Annotated in this window: 21 protein-coding genes; 13 read left to right on the forward strand and 8 right to left on the reverse strand. The window is 66.2% G+C overall.

All coding sequences use genetic code 11. The features are described from left to right. Position 1: 1 nt before the first annotated feature. Positions 2-862 (reverse strand): NAD(P)-dependent oxidoreductase, encoded by an 861-nt coding sequence (locus tag DT343_RS05465; RefSeq protein ID WP_112862049.1) that lies wholly within the window; start codon positions 860-862, stop codon positions 2-4. A gap of 116 nt (positions 863-978) precedes the next feature. On the opposite strand from DT343_RS05465, the gene DT343_RS05470 reads away from it, so the two are divergent. From DT343_RS05470 to DT343_RS05490, 5 genes are all read left to right on the forward strand, one after another. Continuing rightward, positions 979-1,869: a flagellar motor protein MotB gene (locus tag DT343_RS05470; protein ID WP_112862050.1), complete on the forward strand. Its 891-nt coding sequence runs from the start codon at positions 979-981 to the stop codon at positions 1,867-1,869. A 114-nt stretch (positions 1,870-1,983) separates the two neighbouring features. Beyond that, positions 1,984-2,721: an arginyltransferase gene (locus DT343_RS05475; RefSeq protein ID WP_112862051.1), complete on the forward strand. Its 738-nt coding sequence runs from the start codon at positions 1,984-1,986 to the stop codon at positions 2,719-2,721. 75 nt (positions 2,722-2,796) lie between these two features. Next, on the forward strand, positions 2,797-3,567 hold the full coding sequence (yaaA, locus tag DT343_RS05480; protein WP_112862052.1) for a peroxide stress protein YaaA: 771 nt from the start codon (positions 2,797-2,799) through the stop codon (positions 3,565-3,567). Positions 3,568-3,620: 53 nt separating this feature from the next. Further along, on the forward strand, positions 3,621-4,463 hold the full coding sequence (locus DT343_RS05485) for a 3-hydroxybutyrate dehydrogenase (RefSeq protein ID WP_112862053.1): 843 nt from the start codon (positions 3,621-3,623) through the stop codon (positions 4,461-4,463). 18 nt (positions 4,464-4,481) lie between these two features. After that, positions 4,482-5,549, forward strand: a complete 1,068-nt coding sequence (locus tag DT343_RS05490) for a patatin-like phospholipase family protein (protein WP_112862054.1) — start codon at positions 4,482-4,484, stop codon at positions 5,547-5,549. On the opposite strand, the gene DT343_RS05495 is transcribed toward DT343_RS05490, so the two are convergent. After that, positions 5,546-6,463: an L-threonylcarbamoyladenylate synthase gene (locus DT343_RS05495; RefSeq protein WP_112862055.1), complete on the reverse strand. Its 918-nt coding sequence runs from the start codon at positions 6,461-6,463 to the stop codon at positions 5,546-5,548. The genes DT343_RS05490 and DT343_RS05495 overlap by 4 nt on opposite strands. Beyond that, positions 6,460-7,011 carry a cytochrome b gene (locus DT343_RS05500; RefSeq protein ID WP_112862056.1) on the reverse strand — a complete coding sequence of 184 codons (552 nt, stop codon included), beginning with the start codon at positions 7,009-7,011 and terminating at the stop codon, positions 6,460-6,462. The genes DT343_RS05495 and DT343_RS05500 overlap by 4 nt, the downstream gene beginning before the upstream one ends. 134 nt (positions 7,012-7,145) lie before the next feature. On the opposite strand from DT343_RS05500, the gene DT343_RS05505 reads away from it, so the two are divergent. The 5 genes from DT343_RS05505 (at position 7,146) to DT343_RS05525 (ending at position 13,585) form a co-directional block, all read left to right on the forward strand. Further along, positions 7,146-8,930: an acyl-CoA dehydrogenase gene (locus DT343_RS05505; RefSeq protein ID WP_112862057.1), complete on the forward strand. Its 1,785-nt coding sequence runs from the start codon at positions 7,146-7,148 to the stop codon at positions 8,928-8,930. A 79-nt stretch (positions 8,931-9,009) separates the two neighbouring features. Further along, on the forward strand, positions 9,010-11,229 hold the full coding sequence (locus DT343_RS05510; RefSeq protein WP_112862058.1) for a S9 family peptidase: 2,220 nt from the start codon (positions 9,010-9,012) through the stop codon (positions 11,227-11,229). Further along, positions 11,226-11,792, forward strand: a complete 567-nt coding sequence (locus tag DT343_RS05515; protein ID WP_112862059.1) for a GNAT family N-acetyltransferase — start codon at positions 11,226-11,228, stop codon at positions 11,790-11,792. The genes DT343_RS05510 and DT343_RS05515 overlap by 4 nt, the downstream gene beginning before the upstream one ends. Positions 11,793-11,831: 39 nt before the next feature. Further along, the gene (locus tag DT343_RS05520) at positions 11,832-12,155 is read left to right on the forward strand and encodes a hypothetical protein (RefSeq protein ID WP_017503936.1); all 324 of its coding nucleotides are present in this window, start codon (positions 11,832-11,834) and stop codon (positions 12,153-12,155) included. Positions 12,156-12,211: 56 nt separating this feature from the next. Further along, on the forward strand, positions 12,212-13,585 hold the full coding sequence (locus DT343_RS05525) for a hypothetical protein (RefSeq protein WP_112862060.1): 1,374 nt from the start codon (positions 12,212-12,214) through the stop codon (positions 13,583-13,585). Position 13,586: 1 nt separating this feature from the next. On the opposite strand, the gene DT343_RS17450 is transcribed toward DT343_RS05525, so the two are convergent. The 4 genes from DT343_RS17450 to tpiA all read right to left on the reverse strand — a co-directional run bounded on the left by DT343_RS17450 (position 13,587) and on the right by tpiA (position 16,873). Continuing rightward, positions 13,587-13,751: a hypothetical protein gene (locus tag DT343_RS17450; RefSeq protein WP_181669124.1), complete on the reverse strand. Its 165-nt coding sequence runs from the start codon at positions 13,749-13,751 to the stop codon at positions 13,587-13,589. Between the two features lie 98 nt (positions 13,752-13,849). Beyond that, positions 13,850-15,502 carry a CTP synthase gene (locus DT343_RS05530; protein WP_066551592.1) on the reverse strand — a complete coding sequence of 551 codons (1,653 nt, stop codon included), beginning with the start codon at positions 15,500-15,502 and terminating at the stop codon, positions 13,850-13,852. Positions 15,503-15,624: 122 nt separating this feature from the next. Then, positions 15,625-16,056 (reverse strand): preprotein translocase subunit SecG, encoded by a 432-nt coding sequence (gene secG / locus DT343_RS05535; protein ID WP_112862061.1) that lies wholly within the window; start codon positions 16,054-16,056, stop codon positions 15,625-15,627. 64 nt (positions 16,057-16,120) lie between these two features. Beyond that, entirely contained in the window at positions 16,121-16,873 is a 753-nt protein-coding gene (gene tpiA, locus DT343_RS05540) for a triose-phosphate isomerase (RefSeq protein WP_112862062.1), read from the reverse strand. Between the two features lie 140 nt (positions 16,874-17,013). On the opposite strand from tpiA, the gene DT343_RS05545 reads away from it, so the two are divergent. Beyond that, positions 17,014-18,921, forward strand: coding sequence for a peptidylprolyl isomerase (locus tag DT343_RS05545; RefSeq protein WP_112862063.1), 1,908 nt, complete (start codon positions 17,014-17,016; stop codon positions 18,919-18,921). After that, positions 18,918-20,435, forward strand: coding sequence for an anthranilate synthase component I (trpE, locus tag DT343_RS05550; RefSeq protein WP_112862064.1), 1,518 nt, complete (start codon positions 18,918-18,920; stop codon positions 20,433-20,435). The genes DT343_RS05545 and trpE overlap by 4 nt, the downstream gene beginning before the upstream one ends. Here the strand turns inward: trpE and DT343_RS05555 are convergent. Then, complete coding sequence (locus DT343_RS05555; RefSeq protein WP_055809137.1) at positions 20,432-20,635, reverse strand: hypothetical protein; 204 nt, start codon at positions 20,633-20,635, stop codon at positions 20,432-20,434. The two genes, trpE and DT343_RS05555, sit on opposite strands and share 4 nt — an antisense overlap. An 88-nt stretch (positions 20,636-20,723) precedes the next feature. Here DT343_RS05555 and DT343_RS05560 point away from each other — a divergent pair, with 88 nt between their 5' ends. After that, entirely contained in the window at positions 20,724-21,314 is a 591-nt protein-coding gene (locus DT343_RS05560; protein WP_112862065.1) for an anthranilate synthase component II, read from the forward strand. The last annotated feature ends 1 nt before the right edge of the window (position 21,315 follow it).

Here is a 21,315-nt window from a genome sequence, read left to right on the forward strand (position 1 = left end):
GTCAGTCGCGGGGTTGCAGTCGCGCGGCCAGGCTGGAGGTGTCCCAGCGGTTTCCGCCCATGGCCTGAACCTCGGCGTAGAACTGATCGACCAGGGCCGTCAGGGATAGGCGCGCGCCGTTTGAGCGCGCCTCGTCCAGCACCAGACCCAGGTCCTTGCGCATCCAGTCCACGGCGAAGCCGAAGTCGAACTCGCCCTTGGCCGCCGTCTTCCAGCGATTGTCCATCTGCCAGCTTTGCGCGGCGCCCTTGGACACGGCCTCATAGGCGGCGTCGGTATCCAGGCCAGCGACCTGGGCAAAATGAACGGCCTCGGCCAGGCCCTGAACCACGCCGGCGATGGCGATCTGGTTGACCATCTTGGTCAGCTGGCCTGACCCGGCCGGTCCCATATGTTTGATCGCCTTCGAATAGGCCTTCAGCGCCGGTTCCGCCATCCCCAAGGCGGCGGCGTCCCCGCCGGCCATGACGCTGAGTTGTCCGTTCTCGGCGCCCGCCTGACCGCCGGACACCGGCGCGTCGATGAACGACCGCCCCTGCCCGTTCGCTAGTTCAGCCATTTCACGCGCCACCTTGGCCGAGGTCGTGGTGTGATCGACGATCACGGCGGCCTCCGCCAAATGCGGCAAGGCCTCGGTCACGACAGCCCGCACGTCGTCGTCATTACCGACGCACAGGATGAACAGATCGCCGCCCCGCGCCGCCTCAGCCACCGTCGCCGCCGCCTTGCCGCCCGTCGCCGCCGCCCAGGACTCGGCCTTTGCCACAGTGCGATTGAAGCCGGTCACGTCGTGCCCCGCCTCGATCAGATGACGGGCCATCGGTGCGCCCATGACGCCCAGGCCGGCGAATGCGATCTTCATGACAGGCTCCTTGATCCTGCCGTGGGACTAGGCCGCGCCGCGCCGGGGTTCAAGGTCAACGCCCGGTTAACCTTGGCCAGCGCACAATGGGTCACCATTCGTCGGGGTGTGCGTCCATGTCTGTGAGCGATCGTCCGATCCTCATCAAGAAGGTCAAGAAGGTCTCCGGCGGAGGCCACCACGGGGGTGCGTGGAAGGTGGCCTATGCGGACTTCGTGACGGCCATGATGGCCTTCTTCCTGCTGATGTGGCTGATCAACACCACCGACCCGGAGCAGAAGCGCGGCATCGCAGAGTATTTCGCGCCCGCCAGCGTGTCCGAGACGACGTCGGGTTCCGGCGGTATTCTGGGCGGCACATCGCTGGGCGACGACGGCGTCAAGAGCGCCGGTTCGCAGTCCGTGCTGGAAGAACTGGCGCCCGAGGCGCCCGCGACCGATCAGACCGGCTCCAGCCTGTCGTCTGCCAGCGACGCGGCTCTCGAGGCCGAGATCCAGAAGCGCGAGGCCGCCGAGTTCGCCAGCGCCGCCGAATCGCTGCGCCAGGCCATGCAGTCGATGCCGGAACTGGCCGAACTGTCGAAACAGCTGATCGTGGACCAGACGCCCGAGGGGCTGCGCATCCAGCTGGTCGATCAGGAAGGCCGGTCGATGTTCGACAACAACTCTGCGCGCCCGAATGCCCGCGCCCAGGTGCTGCTGCGCGCCGTGGCCAAGGTGATCAATCAGTTGCCGAACCGCATCTCCATCACCGGACACACCAGCGCGGCGCCCGGCTCCAGCCGCGCCAGCGCCCCTGCGGACTGGACCCTGTCGTCCGAGCGGGCCAACGGCTCACGTCTGGTGCTGCAAGGTTCGGGCGTCGATCCCGACCGGGTCTATTCGGTGGCGGGCAAGGCGGGGTCCGACCCGCTCTACCCGGACGATCCGACCCTGGCCGGTAACCGCCGCATCGCCATCGTTCTGTTGCGCGAGGCGCCGGTCCTGCCGTCGGACACCTCGCTGTGACCCGGCTCGGCTGCGACGCGAACAGGCTTGCAGCCGAAGCACGGATGACGCCAAATCGCGCCATGAGCGTTGTGTCGTCGCAATATTGGCAAGATCGGATGCGGACCTGAGGCCGTGACCCAGCACGTACCGACCCGACAGCTTCGCTTCTTCATGACCTCGGTCGCGCCCTGCCCCTATCTGCCGGGCAAGACGGAGCGGAAGGTCTTCGCCAACCTCCCCTTCTCGGACGGCGCGCACGTCAATGACGAACTGACGCTGGCGGGTTTTCGCCGCAGCCAGAACATCGCCTATCGCCCGGCATGCGAGGCCTGTGACGCCTGTGTTTCGGTGCGGCTGCCGGTGCCGGAGTTCGCCTTCACCCGTTCGCAGCGCAAGCTTCTGGCCCGCAACGCCGACCTGTCGCGCGACCTGGTCGAAGCGGAGGCGACGACCGAGCAGTTCCAGCTTCTGCGCCGCTACCTGACCACGCGCCATCCGACCGGCGGCATGAGCGACATGGGCTGGCTGGATTACGTCGCCATGGTCGAGGATACGGCCGTGCGCACCCATCTGATCGAATACCGTCTGCCCTCCACCGACGGCGGGCCGGGCGATCTGGTCGCCGTAACGCTGACGGACCTGCTGAAGGACGGGCTGTCGATGGTCTACAGCTTCTATGATCCGACGATGGAGCGGCGCAGCCTGGGCCGGTTCGCCATCCTGGATCATGTGCGCCAGGCCGCCATCGTCGGTCTGCCGTTCGTCTATCTCGGCTATTGGGTCCAGGGCTCGGCCAAGATGGATTACAAGGCCGACTTCCGTCCGATGGAAACCCTCGGCAAGCTCGGCTGGTCACGCCGCGACGCCTGAGACGCCCTTCGCCGCAGCCGGTTCAAATCATCATCGAAGCATCCTATGTGGGCGGCGACATTACGGAGCCGCGTCTTGCTGATTGTTCTTTCCCCGGCCAAGCGCCTCGATTTCACCGAAGCCGATGCGGCTATTCCCGGCAGTGACCGCCGGTTCGTCGAAGATACAGCCAGCCTGTCCAAGACCGCCAAGCGCCAGACCAAGGCGGACCTGCGTCGGCTGATGGGGATTTCCGACGATCTGGCGTCCCTGAACGCCGCGCGCTTCAAGGCTTTCGATCCTGAATCGACCGAGGGTGTTCAGGCGGCCTTCGCCTTTGCCGGCGATGTGTACGAGGGCTTGCGAGCGCGTGAACTGGACGCCGACGCCTTGGCGTTCGCGCAGGATCATTTGCGCATTCTGTCCGGCTTTTATGGCCTGCTGCGTCCATTGGACCGGATTCAGCCCTATCGCCTGGAGATGGGCACGCGGCTGAAGACGCGTCGCGGGGCGAGCCTGTACGACTTCTGGGGCGACCGGATTTCCAAACAACTGAACGAAGACGCCGAAGGCCAGCCGGATCCGACGCTGGTAAACCTGGCCAGCCAGGAATATTTCGGGGCCGTTGATGCAAAGGCTCTGAAACTGCCTGTCGTCACGCCCCAGTTCCGGGAAGAGAAGAATGGCGAGAGCCGTATCATCTCCTTCTTCGCCAAGAAGGCGCGCGGGGCCATGGCGCGGTTCGCGATCGACGAGCGCGTGGAACGGGTCGCGGACCTGAAGGCTTTCGACCGCGACGGTTATGCGTTCGACAAGGCCGCCTCGACCGACGCCGAGTGGATATTCATCAGATCGGGAAATTCTTGATCCCGACATCGACCTCCCGCTAATCTCGCCAAAACAAACGAAGGGGCGGATTCATGTCGCAAGAGCCTAAGGACTCCACGGGCGCCGACAGTCGGGCGGCACGTGGTATCGGCGATCTGAAAGGGCAGGTCGCGGTCATTACGGGCTCGACCTCCGGCATCGGGCTGGCTCTGGCGCGCGCCGTGGCGGAAGGCGGCGGTGAAGTCGTTCTGAACGGCCTGGGCGACCCCGCGGAGATCGAGCGCACCCGCGCCGATCTGGAGGCCTCATCCGGCGTTCGCGTCCTCTATCATCCGGCGGACATGACGCGCGGTGACGAAATCGCCGACATGATCGCCTTCGCTGAACGCGAACTGGGCCGCCTGGACATTCTGGTCAACAACGCCGGCATTCAGCACGTCGAATCCGTCGAGAACTTCCCCACCGACCAGTGGGAGAAAATCATCGCCATCAACCTGTCCTCGGCCTTCTACGCCACGCGCGCGGCGATCCCGATCATGAAGGCGCAGGGACGCGGCCGGATCATCAACATGGCCTCAGCGCACGGTCTGGTGGCCAGTCCGTTCAAGTCCGCCTATGTCGCGGCAAAGCACGGCGTCATCGGCTTCACCAAGACCGCAGCGCTGGAACTGGCGCGCGACAACATCACCTGCAACGCCATCTGCCCCGGCTTCGTCGAGACGCCGATCGTGACCAAACAGATCGCGGATCAGGCGCGCACGAGAAACATGACTGAGGAGCAGGTGCTGACGGACGTGATCCTGGCGGCCCAGCCCACAAAGCGGTTCGTCACGACGGAGGAATTGACCGGCATCTTCCTCTATCTGGTCAGCGACCTCGGCGCCTCGGCCAACGGGGCCAGTTTCTCCATCGACGGCGGCTGGACCGCGCAATAGAAAAGGAAGACGGCGGTCATGGCGATTTTCAAGCGCAAGACCGCCGAGGCGGCGGGCTCCGTTCCCGCCGCTCCCGCCCGACGTCGCATCTGCCTTGCACTTCAGGGCGGCGGCGCACACGGCGCGTTCCAATGGGGCGTGCTGGATCGTCTGTTGGAAGACGATCGGCTTGATATTCGCGCGGTGTCCGGCGTCTCAGCGGGAGCCATGAACGGCACGGCCTTGGTGTCGGGCCTCGCATCAGGCGATGGCCGCGCCGCATTGGACAAGCTCTGGCGAGAGGTGAACCAGTCCGGCGGTCGCAACGTCTTCGGCGACAGCGCGATCTGGAATGCGGCGCGGACGCCGGACTGGATCAAGGACAGCCCGTTCTGGCGCGCGGGCGAGACGCTGGCGATGTCGATGAGCCCGTATGAATTCAATCCGCTAAACCATAATCCTCTGAAACGGGTTTTGCAGGCCTCGGTCGATTTCAGCGCTGTTCAGGCCTCGGACATCCGGCTTTTCGTCGCCGCCACCGCTGTGCGCCAGGCGAAAGCGCGCATCTTCCAGACGAATGAGATCAACGCCGATGTCCTGATGGCGTCGGCCTGCCTGCCCCATCTGTTTCAAGCCGTAGAGATCGACGGGGAGCCCTATTGGGACGGCGGCTATCTGACCAATCCGCCGCTGTGGCCGTTGACCGGAGATGACACGCCGGACGACGTGCTGTTGATCACACTCAATCCGATGGTGCGCGACGAGACGCCTAAAAGCGCAGGCGACATCGTCGATCGGCTGAACGAGATCGTCTTCAACGCGCCGCTGGTCGCCGAACTGCGCGCCATCGCCCTGGCGGGTGAACTGATCGAACATGGGCAGTTGAAAGGCGGCGGCGCCGGGCCTTATCGGCACGTCCGACTGCACGCGATCGAGGCGGACGGCTGGCTCTCGGACCTGTCGCTGCGATCCAAGTTCAACACAGAATGGGGTTTCCTCAACGACCTGAAGGCGCGGGGACGCGCGGCCGCCGACGATTGGTTGAATGCTTGCCTGGTCAGCGTCGGACGCCAGTCCAGCGTCGATCTTCAGGCCCGCTTCGGCTAGCCGACGAAGCCTGCGGCGCGGCGCAGACGGTCGTTGATGGCTTCACCCAGTCCCGTCGTCGGAATCGGCGACACGGCGATACCCGTCGGCCGTGTGCGGTCGGCCTCGCGCAGCAGTCGGAACAGATTGGCGGCGGCTTCGCGCAGGTCGCCCGACGGGCTCAGACTCCAGCGCAGCTCACCGGCGTCAGGGCCAAAGCCGAGCAGGATCTCGCCGTCACGCGCAGCGCCGGCCTCGATGCGAACCGGAGCATCCGGCGCGTAATGCAGGGTCAGTCGCCCGGGCGAACGATGCCCCTCTACTCCTTCTTCAATGGGACCGACGACCGCCTCGATCTCGGATCGGGTGATGGCGCCGGGACGCAGCAGGGCGACCCGTCCCCCCAGCACCGACACGACCGTGCTTTCCAGACCGACCTGGCAAGGCCCGCCATCGACAGCCGCTGAGACTGCAAAGCCCGTCTCCTCGACAGCATCCGTGAAGGTCGTCGGGCTCGGTCGGCCGGAACGATTGGCCGAGGGGGCCACGACAGGAGCGCCGAATGCCGCCAACACCGCCCTCGCCACCGGATGCGCCGGAACGCGGATCGCGACGCTGTCCAGTCCGGCGCGCGCCAGGTCGCAGACTCTGCGGGCATCCACGACTGGTGTGATCAGGGTGAAGGGTCCGGGCCAGAAGGCGTCCGCCAAGGCAAGTCCGAGCGGGCCGAGCTCGCCAATCTTGGCCGCCGCATCGACATCCACGACATGCGAAATCAGCGGATTGAATTTCGGCCGCCCTTTCGCGGCGAAGATGGCGGCGACCGCCTCGGCGTTGCTCGCGTCGGCGCCTAGTCCATAAACGGTCTCGGTCGGCAGCAGGATCAGATCGCCGTTCGCCAGCGCCTGGGCGGCTTGCAGTGGCGTTTGGCTCACGGTCTGCGCGGGATAATCGGGATCATCCGGTGCAGCACATTGTCCCGATCGATGAACTGGTGCTTGAGCGCCGCGATCACATGCAGGCCGATCAAGACGTAGAGGCCCTTCACCGCCAGTTCGTGCAGCCCCATCAGGCTGCGCGCCGTTTCGCGCCCGCCGCCGACGGGCAGCAGGGGCCAGGGGAAGAGGCCGAACCACTCGATCGCGCGCCCGCCCGCCGACGACGCGAGCCAACCGGTCATCGGAATGACGATCAGAGCCAGATAGAACAGGACGTGCGTCCCGCGCGCCGCCACCTTCTGCCAGCGCGGCAAAGCCGACGGCAAGGCAATCGCCGGATGCGCCAGGCGCCATCCGATCCGCGCAAGTGTCAGCACCAGGATCGTCAGACCCAGCGACTTGTGCAGCATGACGAACTGGCCCGAAATCGGCCCTTCCGTATTCTCGTGCGCGGTGATCAGCAGCACCTGCGCCAGAACGGCGGCGGCGATACCCCAGTGCATCAGCAGGGAAACGACCGAATATCGATTGCGGGGCTCGCCCATGTCTTCCCTTCCGCGACGGCACGGCGTCACCATGCGTTCAGCCACTTTGCACTGAGACGGGGCGCGTCGCCAAGACGCTTGCAGCGACAGGCCCCGACGCGGCACTTAGGCCGCAAAGACGATTGAGGAAACCCATGACCTATCGCGCGCCCGTTCGAGACCTGGCCTTCACTCTGGAATCCGTCGCCGGCATGGCCGACGTGGCCGCAACCGGCGCCTTTCCCGACTACGACGCCGATGTCGCCGGCGCCGTTCTGGAGGCGGCGGGACAGTTCTCGGAAGAGGTACTGGCTCCGCTGAACCGGATCGGTGATCAGAAGGGCTCGACCTACGCCAACGGCGCCGTCACCGCCGCGCCCGGCTTCGCCGACGCCTATCGCCAGTTCGCGGCCGGCGGCTGGACCGGGCTGTCGGCCTCGATCGAAGCGGGCGGACAGGCCCTGCCCAAGGCGCTGGAACTGGCGGCCTATGAGACCGTCCATGCCGCCAACATGGCGTTCGGCCTGTGCCCCATGCTGTCGCTGGCCTCGATCGAGGCGCTGGAGCAGGTCGGGACGGAAGAGCAGAAGGCCAAATATCTGACCAAGCTGGTCAGCGGCGAATGGACCGGCGCCATGGTGTTGACTGAGCCGGGCGCCGGATCAGACCTGGGTTCGCTGATCACTACGGCGACGCCGAACGGCGACGGGACCTATGCGCTGAACGGGCAGAAGATCTACATCACCTGGGGCGACCACGACGCGACCGACAACATCGTCCATCTGGTGCTGGCTCGCCTGCCGGACGCGCCCAAGGGGCCCAAAGGCATCAGCCTGTTCCTGGCGTCGAAGTTTGCGGTGAAGGAAGACGGCACGCTGGGCGACCGCAACGCCTTCCGCCCGGTCGGCGTCGAGCACAAGCTGGGCATCCACGCCTCGCCGACCTGCGTCATGAGCTATGAAGGGGCGACCGCCGAACTGGTCGGTCAGCCGAACCAGGGCCTGGCCCATATGTTCGTGATGATGAACGCGGCGCGCCTGGCGGTCGGCGTCGAGGGCGTCGGCATCGCCGAACGCGCCTATCAGCACGCCCTCGCCTATGCCCTGGAGCGTCGTCAGGGGCGCTCGGTCTGGACGGGCGAGGCCAACGCCCCGATCTTCGACCACCCCGACGTGCGCCGCATGCTCAGCGTCATGAAGGCCAAGATTTCGGCGGCGCGCGCCGTGTGCCTGTCGACCGGCGTCGCCGCCGATCTCGCTCGCCATGCCGGGACCGATGAGGAACGTCGCCATTGGAAGGGGCGCGAGGACCTGTTCACCCCCATCGCCAAGGCCTGGTCCACCGATATCGGCTGCGAGGTCGCCTCAATGGGCGTCCAGATCCACGGCGGCATGGGCTTCATCGAAGAGACCGGCGCGGCGCAATACTATCGCGACGCCCGCATCGCCCCTATCTACGAAGGCACCAACGGCATTCAGGCCATGGATCTGGTGGGTCGCAAACTGTCGATGGACGGCGGCGATTCGGCCAAGGCGCTGATCGCGGACATGAAGGCGACGCTGGTCGATCTCGGAAAGCTCTATAGCGGCAAGCCCGTCGAACGGTTAGCCACCGCCATCGAGGCGGTCGAGGATGCGACCCTGTGGCTGCTGGATCAGAAGGCCGATGCGAATGCGGCGGCCGACGTGCTGGCGGCCGCCGACGCCTATCTGAAACTGCTGGGCGATGTGGCCGGCGGATGGATGCTGGCCAAGGGCGCGCTTGCCGCAAAGGCGAAGCTGGACGCCAATGACGGTGATCCGATTTGGCTGCAGGGCAAGCTGGACCTCTACGAAGTCTATGCCGCCAATGTGCTGGGCCACGTTTCCAGCCGTCTCGCTGCCGTGGGTCAGGGCGGCGACCTGCTGCGGCGGATGACGGTGGATGCGCTGGCCGGATGATCGGCTCGGCGTTTCTTCGTTTGACGTCGATGGGGCCGGACCTTCAAGGTCCGCCCCTCAAACTAGCAGGGAGCGTCCGATGAATCGTCGGCAACTGATCATGTCCACGGCGGCGACCGCCCTCGCCGTTTCGGCCTCCCCCGCGCTCGCCCGTCAGTTCTCCGGATCCCCCATGCCTCAACCGCCCGTCGCCAAGAAAATCCCTGTCGTCATCGAACAACTGGGCCGCACCCGGACCGACGACTATCAGTGGATGAAGGACGACAATTGGCAGGCGGTTCTGCGCGATCCGACCCTGATCAAGGCTGAGGTCAAGGAGCACCTGACCGCCGAGAACGCCTACCGCGAGGCCATGATGGCCTCCACCCTGCCCTTGCAGGAGACGATGTTCGCGGAGATGCGCGGCCGCATCAAGGAAGACGACAGCTCGGTTCCGGCGCCGGACGGCGGCTGGAACTACTACGTCGAATACCAGACCGGCGATCAGCACCCCCGCTACATGCGCGTCGAGCGTCAGGGCACATGGATGGTCGATGGTCAGCCGGTGACGAAAAACTTCGTCATGGCCCCGACGCCCCAGTTGCTGCTGGACGCCAACGAACTGGCCAAGGGTAAGGCCTATTCGGAAGTGTCGGCCGCAAGCCACAGCCCGGATCATACGCTGTTCGCCTATGCCGAGGACGCCCAGGGTTCCGAGGTGCACAAGATCTACGTAAAGGATCTGGCGACCGGCGAGGTGCTGCCCGAGGTGATCGACAGCGCCACCGGCGACTTTGTCTTCTCGCCGGACAGCCAGTGGATCTTCTGGACCAACCGCGACGACAACGGCCGTCCGGACAAGATCTTCCGTCGCCCGGCGCGCGGCGGCGCGACCACCCTGGTCTATGAGGAAGCCGACGACGGCATGTTCATCGGCGTGGGCCGCACCGCCGACGACCAGTTTATCGTTATCGGCATTCAGAACCAGGAAACGTCGGAAGCGCGCTACATTCCCGCCACCACGCCGACGGCCGAACCCGTCGTGCTGGAGCCGCGCGTGGTGGCGACCCGCTACGACGTCGATCACTGGGGCGACCGCTGGGTGATCCGCACCAATGCGGACGAGGCCATCGATTTCAAGATCGTCCAGGCCCCGACCGCGACGCCGGCCAAGGCGAACTGGACCGATCTGGTGCCGCACACGCCGGGCCGCTTCATCGAAGGCCTGGACCTGACGAATGATCACCTGGCGCGTCAGGAACGCGCAGACGCAAACACCCGCATCATTATCCGCGATCGGACCGGCGCCGAGCATGAGATCGCAGTCGACGAACCGGCCTTCGCCCTGTCGCTGGCCGGCGCCTCCGAATACGAGACGACGACCACCCGCTACACCTACAACTCGCCGTCTACGCCGACGCAGACGTTCGACTACGACATGGCGTCGCGCGAGCGGACCCTGCGCAAGACGCAGCAGATCCCGTCCGGTCACAATATCGAGGACTATGTGGTCGAGCGGCTGAACGCCCCGGCAGCCGATGGTCAGCTGGTGCCGGTGACGGTGCTGCGTCGCAAATCGACGCCCGTCGACGGTTCGGCGCCCCTGCTGCTCTACGGATACGGCTCCTACGGCATCCCCATGCCGGCCAGCTTCTCGACCAACCGGCTGTCGCTGGTCGATCGCGGCTGGATTTACGCCATCGCCCACATTCGCGGCGGATCAGACAAGGGCTGGGGCTGGTTCCTCGACGCCCGGAAGATGACGAAGAAGAACACCTTCACCGACTTCATCGCCTCCGCCGAACACCTGATCGACAAGAAATACGCCACGGCCGGAAACATCGTCGCTCAGGGCGGATCGGCGGGCGGTCTGCTGATGGGGGCCGTCAACAATATGCGGCCCGACCTGTGGGCCGGGATCATCGGTCAGGTGCCGTTCGTGGACGTGATCAACACCATGAGCGACACCTCCCTGCCGCTGACGCCGCCCGAATGGCCCGAGTGGGGCAACCCGATCGAGGACCCGGCCGCCTACGACTATATGATGAGCTACAGCCCCTACGATCAGGTCGAGCCGAAAGCCTATCCGGCGGTCCTGGCGACAGGCGGCCTGTCCGATCCGCGCGTCACCTACTGGGAGCCGGAGAAGTGGGTGGCCAAACTTCGGCCCGCCACCACCTCGGGCAAGCCCGTGCTGCTGAAGATCAACATGGAGGCCGGTCACGGGGGCGCGGCCGGGCGGTTCGACTATCTGAAGGAAGTCGCCCACGACTACGCCTTCGCCGTCTGGGCCATCGAAAAGGGCTGGGAGCAGGCGTGAGCGCACTGACGGTTCGTGACGCCCGTCCCGACGACATTGCGGCGATCACGGCCATCTATGCCGAAAGCGTCGCCAATGGGCGCGGCACCTTCGAGCTGGAGGCGCCTGACGAGACCGAGATGGCCGCAAGGCTCGCCGCCGTGGAGGCGCTCGGCCTGCCGCGCCTTGTGGTCGAGATGGGCGGCGCGGTCGCCGGATATGCCTATGCCGGGCCCTTTCGCACGCGTCAGGCCTATCGCTACATGGTCGAAGACTCGATCTACGTCGCGCCCTGGGCCAGGTGCCGCGGCGTCGCCGGCGCCCTGCTCGATGCGCTGATCGTCCGCTGCGAAGTGATGGGTCTTCGTCAGATGGTCGCGGTCATCGGCGATTCGGAGAACGTCGGCTCCATCGCCCTGCACCGTACGCGCGGCTTCACCGACGCCGGCGTGTTCAAGGCGGCGGGCTGGAAGCACGACGGCTGGCGCGATGTAGTGTTCATGCAGCGCGCGCTGAGCGACGGCGGCGCGACAGCGCCCGACGCGCCGGGTCTGCCGCTTGTAGACAAAAAGCCGCTGCGCTGACGCATTGCGGCATCATCACCCGACGCCTATCCTGACGCCGTGAAGATTGTTCAATCCCTGTTGCTGCTGATCGGCGCCCTGTCGGTGCTGGCGCTCGGCGCGGTCGGCGCGTCGGCGTCGCCGGCAAACGCTGCGCCGTGCCATGAGGCGGGCCAATCTTCGCCAGAGCAGACTCCGAGCCATGCGCCCAAAGCCATGAAGGCGATGATCTGCTGCGTCGCCTGTGTGGCACCCACGCTAAACCCTGCGCCGATCTCCGCCTTGACCCTGTCGCCGGCGCGCGTCGCTGCCGTTCCCGCTGCTCTGCCGGCCGGTCGGCTGTTGTCGCCGGAGCCCGGTCCACCCCGCCTCCTGATCGTCTGACACCGCTCGCGCCTTCTGAAGGCGCAAACCTTTCCGATCATCAGAGGAGGCCTTGAATGGCTATCCGCACGCTCGTCGGCGCCTGCGCCGGCGTCTCCCTACTCGCCCTCGCTCAGGCTGCGGCGGCGCAGGATCATTCCCACCACGCGCCCAAGACCACGCCAACACAGACGACGGACCCGCACGCCGGCCATGCCATGTCCGAGCCGATGAAGGCAACGACGCCGTCCGACATGGCGGGACATGCGGATATGGGCCACGTCATGACCAGCCCCTTTGGCCCCTCGCCCATGAGCCGCGACGCCTCGGGCACCGCTTGGCAACCCGACGCCGGCGAACACGGCGGCATCCACACCGTCCGTGGCGACTGGATGGTGATGACCCACGCCATGCTGAACCTGGTTTATGACAGCCAGTCCGGGCCGCGCGGCGGCGACAAGACCTTCGTCGCTGGCATGCTGATGACCTCGGCGCGGCGCGACTTCAACGACGGTTCAAAGCTGAACCTGCGTGCCATGCTCAGCCCGGACCCGTTGATGGGCAAGTCTGGCTATCCGCTATTGCTGGCGGCGGGCGAGACGGCGGACGGCGTCAATCCTCTTGTCGATCGCCAGCATCCGCACGACTTCTTCATGGAGCTGTCGGCCAGCTATTCGAAGCGCCTGTCCGCTAAGGACAGCGTCTATGGCTACATTGGCCTGCCCGGCGAGCCCGCCTTCGGCCCGCCCGCCTTCATGCACCGCATGAGCGCGATGGACAGTCCCGAGGCGCCGATCACCCACCACTGGCTCGACTCGACCCACATCGTCTTCGGCGTGACGACCTTGGGCTGGGCGCACGATCGCTTCAAGATCGAGACCTCGGCTTTCAAGGGACGCGAGCCGGACGAGGAACGCTGGGGCATCGATTCGCCACGGCTGGACAGTTGGTCGGTGCGGGCTGCTTGGAACCCGACCGACGAATGGTCGCTGCAGGCGTCCTACGCCGATGTCTCCGCGCCAGAACAGCTGGAGCCCGACGAGGACGAGACGAAATGGTCGGCCAGCGCCATCCACACCCGCCGTCTTGGAGATGACGGATGGTGGTCCTCGACCCTGGCCTGGGGTCGCAAGACTAACGACCACGGCGAATCGAAGGACGGCTGGTTGCTGGAATCGGCGGTCCATCCGAACGACCGCTGGACCGTCTTCGCCCGCGCCGAGCGGATCGAGACGGATGAACTGGTTCCCGGCGTCGGCGGCGGCCACGGACCGCTCTACACCGTCGGCAAGGCGTCGGTCGGCGTGGTCCGCGACTGGCGGATCGCCGAACACGTTAGGTTCGGCCTCGGCGGTCTCTATGCCACGAATCGCGTGCCGACGGCGTTGGAGCCGCTTTACGGCGGCGATCCCGATGGGGCGATGGTCTTTGTGCGGCTGAAGATCGACTGATCTAGCTCAAGGCCTGTCCGGCTTCGGCCGGGCGGGCCGGCGGCTCCGCGAAACGTCGCACGGCCTCGTAGCCCAGCAGCGCCACCCCAAGCGCGAGCATCAGGCCTCCGGCGATCAGGATCAGCCGAACGTGCCGATGCAGATGATAAAGCAACTCGCCGATCATCGACGGTCCCGCCGTATTCGGATCGTGCCAATTCGATCCGTTCCGGACAGTGTACTGCAAAACGCGGACCCGATGGAGTCTGCAAGAACGGCGTTCCGTCAGACGAGCCGGCTCTGCACCACAGCCGCGCCGATGAAGCTGGCGAACAGCGGGTGCGGCGCGAACGGACGGCTCTTCAACTCGGGGTGATATTGAACGCCGATGAACCAAGGGTGGTCCGGGCGTTCGACGGTTTCGGGCAGCACACCGTCAGGCGAGAGACCGGCGAAGACCAGGCCGCCCTTCTGCTCGATCGCCTCCCGATAGTTGATGTTGACCTCGTAGCGGTGACGGTGACGTTCGCTGATCGCGGTTGAGCCGTAGATCTCGGCGATCTTGGACCCGGCTGTCAGGGTCGAATCATAGGCGCCGAGCCGCATGGTGCCGCCCAGATCGCCGCCCTGCTGACGCAGGACGCGTTGATTGCCTTGGGTCCATTCGGTCATCAGGCCGACGACCGGCTCGGCGGTCGGGCCGAACTCGGTGGACGAGGCCTTGGGATAGCCGGCCAGGTTCCGCGCCGCCTCGATCACCGCCATCTGCATGCCGAAGCAGATGCCGAAATAAGGGATGTTGCGTTCGCGGGCGAAGCGGGCCGCCTCGATCTTGCCTTCCGAGCCGCGCTCGCCGAAGCCGCCCGGCACCAAAACGGCGTGCGCGCCCTGAAGACGCTCCTCACAGGCCTCGGGATCGCCTTCGAAGGTATCGGCCTCGACCCAGTCGATGTTGACCTTGACGTTGTTGGCCACGCCGCCGTGATGCAGGGCCTCGATCAGCGACTTATAGGCGTCTTTGAGGACGGTGTATTTCCCGACCACGGCGATGGTCACCTCGCCGTCGGGTTGCAGGCGGCGACGCGCGATCTCCTGCCAGCCGGTCAGATCCGGCTCAGGCGCGTCGTTGATGCCGAAATGCGCCAGCACTTCGCGGTCCAGACCCTCGCGGTGATAGTCCAGCGGCACGGCGTAGATGTCGGCGGAGTCCATCGCCTGGATGACGCCGCTTTCGCGTACGTTGCAGAACTGGCCGATCTTGCGCTTTTCCTCGGCCGGGATCGGCTGCTCGCAGCGGCACAGCAGGATGTCCGGCTGAATGCCGATGGAGCGCAATTCCTTGACCGAGTGCTGGGTCGGCTTGGTCTTCATCTCGCCGGCCGTCTTGATGAACGGCAGCAGCGTCAGGTGGACGAAGCAGCTCTGGCCGCGCGGCAGGTCCTGCCCCAACTGACGGATCGCCTCGAAGAAGGGCAGCCCTTCGATGTCGCCGACCGTGCCGCCGATCTCGACCAGCACGAAGTCGACGTCTTCGCCCGCGTCGGTCAGGGCGGGCGTCAGGCAGAAGGATTTGATCTGGTCGGTCACGTGCGGAATGACCTGCACCGTCGCGCCCAGATAGTCGCCGCGACGCTCCTTTTCCAGGATGGTCGAATAGATCCGGCCGGTCGTGATGTTGTCGGACTTGGCCGCTGACACGCCGGTGAACCGCTCGTAGTGGCCCAGGTCCAGGTCGGTCTCGGCGCCGTCGTCGGTCACGAAGACCTCGCCGTGCTGATACGGGCTCATCGTGCCCGGATCGACGTTCAGATAGGGGTCGAGCTTGCGCAGGCGGACCTTGTAGCCGCGCGCCTGCAAAAGAGCGCCGAGAGCGGCGGAGGCGAGGCCTTTTCCTAGCGAGGAAACCACGCCGCCGGTGATGAACACATAGCGAGCCATGGGCGGACACCTTACTCCATGATTCGCGGCTCGGTCATGCCGCCGTCGAATCGAACTGTTGATCAAAAGAAGAAAGCGCGCCCTGCGGCGCGCTTTCTGAAACTCGGGTCTCTGTCGGAGCCTTACTGGGCGGGCTGTTGGGCCGGCGCCGGAGCGGTGGAGGCCGACGGCAGGCTGGCTTCCAGATCATCCAGCGAAGGCGTCGCCGGTTTGGCCGGAGTTGCGGGCTGTTGCTGGGCGGGCTGCTGCGTCTGGGTCTGCGGCGTCGTGGCCAGCGAACCCACAGCGTCGGCGTCGATGCCGGACACCGAGGCCCGATCCATATTGCCGACAACCGTTAGAATGATCGTCAGGGCGAACAGCGCAGCCGCCAGCCACCAGGTGGTGACGGTCAGAAGATTGCCGGCGCCGCGCGCGGTCATGAAGCCCGACGGACCGCCGCCCATGCCCAGGGCGCCGCCTTCGGACTTCTGAAGCAGGACGATGCCCGTCAGCGCGATGGCGACGATGATGATGGCGACGAGCAGGATGGTCTGGAGCATGGCGTCATTCATGTGGGCGCGGATCTGCGCCGATCAAGCGGCGGCCTCTATCATCGAAGCGCGCCAGGGGCAAACGTCACGCGGCGGCGTTGACGATCGGCATGAAGTCCTCGGCCTTCAAGGACGCGCCGCCGACCAGCGCGCCGCCGACTTCCGGCGTGGCCAGAATGTCGCGCGCATTCTCTGGTTTGACAGAACCGCCGTACAGAATGGGCGCGGTGCGCGCGCCTTCTCCCAGCTTTGCGACGATGGCGGCGCGCACGGCGGCATGGACCTCGGCGATCTGATCAAGCGTTGGGGTCAGGCCCGTCCCGATGGCCCAGACCGGTTCATAGGCCACCGCGAAGTCGCGCTCGGCCAAGCTGGACGGCAGCGAGCCCGCGACCTGGCCCGACACGACGGCGATGGCGTCGCCCGCTTCCCGCTGCTGCAAGGTTTCACCGACGCACACGATGGGCTCCAGTCCGGCGGCGATGGCGGCCTCGACCTTGGCGGCGACGTCCGCATTGGTCTCGCCGAAAGCCGCGCGGCGTTCGGAATGCCCCAGAATCACAACAGTCGCGCCGGCGTCGACCAGCATGTCGGCCGACACAGAGCCGGTGAAGGCGCCGGCCGGCTTCTCATGGCAGTCCTGACCGCCCACGGCCACGCCGCTGCCCGCCAGGGCGAACTGCATACGCTCGATCAGCGTCGCCGGCGGGCACAGCACCACACGGCATCCTTGCCTCGTCGTACCGACGGCATCCCTGATCGCCTCAGCCTGCACCAAGGCGGCAGAGACGCCGTTCATCTTCCAATTGCCGACGATCATCTTCACGGATTGTTTCATGGCCGCCTGTCTAGAAGGCGAAAACCGCCAAGCCAAGAGGCGCCGCCGCAATCCGGACACGAAGCCATCCTTGCAGCGGCGGCCCCGGCCCGACTATACGCGACGATTGACGCCAATATCGGCCAGTCCCGGGTTTTCGAATGCTCACCGCCTTCCGCGCCTTCTCTCGATCCAAATGGGCGGCCGCCCTGCTTGTCCTGATCGCGATCAGCTTCGTGATCGTCGGCGCGCGGATGGACGTCTTCTCCAACCTGGGACCGAAACACGTCATCGACGCGGGCGACCGCTCGATGAACGAAATCGAGTTCCGCACCGCCTTCGATCAGGTGCGTGAACGGCTGCAGCAGCAGGTCGGCCGTCCCCTGACGAACCAGGAGCTGGTCGCGGAAAACATTCACGTTCGCTTCCTGACGGAGCAGACGCAGCAGCTGGGCTTCCTGAACTGGGCCTACAAGGCGGGCATCCGCCCGGGCAAGGAACTGATCGTCAAGCAAATCCGCCAGATCCCGGCCTTCTTCAACTCGGTCACCGGCCAGTTCGACCAGCAGGCCTATGAGGCGGCTCTGGCGCAACAGAACCTGACCCCCGCCATGCTGGAGCAGGACCTGCGCGATCAGTACGCGACGGAGCATTTCGGCGCCGCCGTCTTCGCCGGCGCTCGCGTGCCGCGCATCTATGGCGCGCTGCTGGCCGGTTCCGCCTTCGAAAGCCGCGACGGTCGTTGGTTCGAGGTGACCCCGGCGATGGCCGGTCAGATCCCCGCCCCGACCGACGCCCAGTTAAACGCCTTCATCCAGGAGAACGCCGACCGCCTGCGCGCGCCCGAGTTCCGCATGGTGTCGGTGGTTCTGTTCACGCCTGAGGCTTCAGCCAATGCGCCGATCTCGGAAGACCGCATCCGCGAGCGCTTCGAGTTCAAGAAGGACACGCTGAGCAAGCCCGAGACGCGCTCGTTCGTCACCCTGACCGCGCCGAACCGCGAGACGGCCCAGAAGATCGCCGCCGCTCTGCGCGCGGGCCAATCGCCCGCCGACGTCGGCCGCGCCAACAACATCACGCCGGCCGCCTTCAACGAGACCCCCCGCTCGGCCATCGGCGACGCCGCAACCGCAGCCGCCGTCTTCGGCCTGCAAGCCAATCAGGTGTCCAACCCGGTTCAGGCCGGTGTCGGCTTCGCGGTCGCCAAGGTCACGGCCGTTCAACCCGCCGCGCCCGCCACGCTGGACAGCGCTCGCGAGGAGCTGATCCAGGAACTGCGCGCCGAGGACGTGAAGACCCAGACCTACGCCAAGGTCGAGAAGTACGAAGCCGCCCGCACGGCCGGTAAGAACCTGGCTGACGCGGCGCGTGAGGCCGGCGGTCGCGTCGTCGATCTGCCGCCCTTCACCAAGGACGGCAAACTGCCGAACGGTCAGGCGCTTAACGCTCCGCCGCAAATCTTCGAGACGGCCTGGAGCCTGACCAAGGGCGGCGAAAGCGACGTCATCGACGCCGGTCAGGGCCAGTATTTCGCCGTGCGCGTCAACGACATCCGCCCGTCGGCCCTGCCGACCCTGGCCGAGGTGCGTGAGCCCCTGGCCGCCCAATGGATCCAGCGTGAGACAATGCGTCGCCTGTCGGCCAAGGCCGAAGAGCTGACGACCCGCGTGCGCAATGGCGAGGACATCGCCGCGGTCGCTCGCTCGGTCAATGCGCCGCTGACCATGCGTACCGGCGTCATCCGCAATCAACAAGCCCAGGAAGCCCTGGGTCAGGGCGTGCTTCAGGGTCTGTTCGGCCAGTCCAAGGGCCAGGCCTTCTCGCAGCCGGCGTCGCAGACCGCCTATGTGGTCGGCCGCGTCGACAACGTTCGCGCCGCCAATCCGGCCGTGGCCGGTCCGCTGGCCGAGCAGGTCCGCCCGCGCCTGACTCAGGAGTTGGTGCAGGCCATGGTCGAATCGTCGGTCTCGGCGGGCGCCCAGCGCTCCAAGGCCAAGAACGACCCGGCTCAGGCGCTGTCGGCCCTGGGTCTGTCGGGTGGCGCAACGCCCGCCGCACCGGCGCAATGACCGACGACGCTTCGCGCGACCTCACGTTCGACGCCTTCGCCGCCGGCCTTTCGGCCGGTCGGCCGCAGGTCCTGGTTCGGCGGGTCATCGACGACCTGGAAACCCCGGTCTCGGCCTATCTGAAGCTGGGGCGCGATCGGCCATACGCCTGTCTGCTGGAGTCGGTCGAGGGCGGTGCCGTCAAGGGACGCTATTCCATCCTGACGCTGGATCCCGATGTGGTCTGGCGTTGTCGATCCAACGCGGCGGAACTGTCGCGCGGCTCAGCCATAGGCGAAGGTCGGTTCACAGCCGAACACTTGCCAGCGCTGCAATCCCTGCGCGCGCTGATCGCGGCGTCGAAGTTCGATCTGCCGGAGGGATTGCCGCCGATGGCCGCTGGCCTCTTCGGCGTCTTCGGCTATGACATGGTGCGACTGCTGGAGCCGTTGGGCGCGCCAAACCCTGATCCGCTCGATCTGCCCGACGCCGTGCTGACACGGCCGTCGCTGGTGGCCATCTTCGATTCTGTGCGCCATGAGATCGTTCTGGTGTCGGCCGCCTATCCCGACGCCGGCATCTCCCCGCAAGAGGCGTTCGACGCCGCGACGGCGCGGCTGGATGCGTTCGAGACGGCCTTGCGCGAACCCCTGCCCGTTCGCGCCGCTCCGCAGCAAACGCCGCCTCCCGTCTTCACCTCGCAGGTGGACGAGCCGGCCTTCGGCGAGATGGTCGCCAGGGCCAAGGACTACATCGGCGCCGGCGACATCTTCCAGGTCGTGCTCAGCCATCGGTTCTCAGCCCCGTGGACGGACGATCCCTTCGCCTTCTATCGCTCGCTGCGTCGCCAGAACCCGTCGCCCTATCTGTTCTATCTGAACTTCGAAGGCTTCCAGCTCGCCGGCTCGAGCCCCGAGATCCTGGTTCGGCTGAAGGACGGCGAGGTCACGATCCGACCGTTGGCCGGCACCCGCATGCGTGGCGCGACGCCAGAGGCGGACAAGGCGCTGGAAGTCGAACTGCTGGCTGATCCGAAAGAGCTGGCCGAGCACCTGATGCTGCTGGACCTTGGCCGCAACGATGTGGGCCGCGTCGCGGCGCCCGGCACGGTCGAGGTCACCGAGAGCTTCGTCGTCGAACGCTATAGCCAGGTCATGCACATCGTCTCCAACGTGCGGGGCAAGGCCGATCCGAGGCTGGATGCGGTGGACACGCTGCTGGCCGCTCTGCCCGCCGGGACCCTGTCGGGCGCGCCCAAGGTGCGCGCGATGGAGATCATCGACGAACTGGAAAGCGAAAAGCGCGGCGTCGGATACGGCGGCGGCGTCGGCTATATTTCGGCCGGCGGCGAAGCGGATATCTGCATCACCCTGCGCACCGCCCTGTTCGCCGACAACCGGATCTTCGTTCAGGCCGGGGCCGGCGTCGTCGCCGACAGCGACCCTGCGGCCGAATATGCCGAGACCCAGCACAAGGCGCGCGCGCCGATGCGGGCGGCGGAAGACGCCTGGCGCTTTCGGACCGGCAATCGCTAGCGCGAAATCGTCATTGCCGGGTCGTTGAACTGCACGCCCGGCCCGATGATGACGACGCCCGCCATCAAAACCGCCGCAGTCGCCGCGAGCGCGGCTGCGCCAAGCGCGGCGACGGGGTTGGGCCTGGTTTCGACCACGACCAGCTTCGCTTTGGCGGCGGCGATCTTGGCGGCGATGTCTTTTTCAGCGGCGAGTTTCACCCGCCCAGTCCTAGCCCCGTCAAGTTAAAATGCGCTTTAAAGCCGCGCCCGCTTGGCGCGGACGCGCGTCACGCCTAGAAGCCAAGCCATGATCCTCGTCGTCGATAACTACGACAGCTTCACCTACAATCTCGTCCACTACCTCGCGGAGTTGGGCGCGCCGACGCATGTCGTGCGCAACGACGACCTGACGGTGGACGAGGCGTGGGCGCTGAACCCCGCCGCCGTTCTGCTGTCGCCCGGCCCTTGCGCGCCCGATCAGGCCGGCATCTGCCTGCCGTTGATCACGACCGCGCCAGCGTCGATGCCGATCCTGGGCGTATGCCTGGGTCATCAGGCCATCGGCCAGGCCTTCGGAGGCGACGTCATCCGCGCCAAGACCCTGATGCACGGCAAGACCTCGCCGATCCTGCATGAGGGCCAAAGCGTCTTCGCAGGCCTGCCCTCGCCCTTCACCGCCACACGCTATCACTCGCTGGCGGTCAAGCGCGAAACCCTGCCCGACGACCTGGAGGTCACCGCCTGGACCGCCGACGGGGAGATCATGGGTCTGCAGCACCGTACGCGCCCGATCCACGGCGTTCAGTTCCACCCGGAATCCATCGCCACCGAGCACGGTCACGACATGCTGGCCAACTTCCTTGATATCGCCGGCGTAAAGCGCCTCGCGGCCGCCTGAC

It is taken from the genome of Brevundimonas vesicularis, assembly GCF_900445985.1.
In the GTDB taxonomy this organism is placed as follows: domain Bacteria; phylum Pseudomonadota; class Alphaproteobacteria; order Caulobacterales; family Caulobacteraceae; genus Brevundimonas; species Brevundimonas vesicularis_D.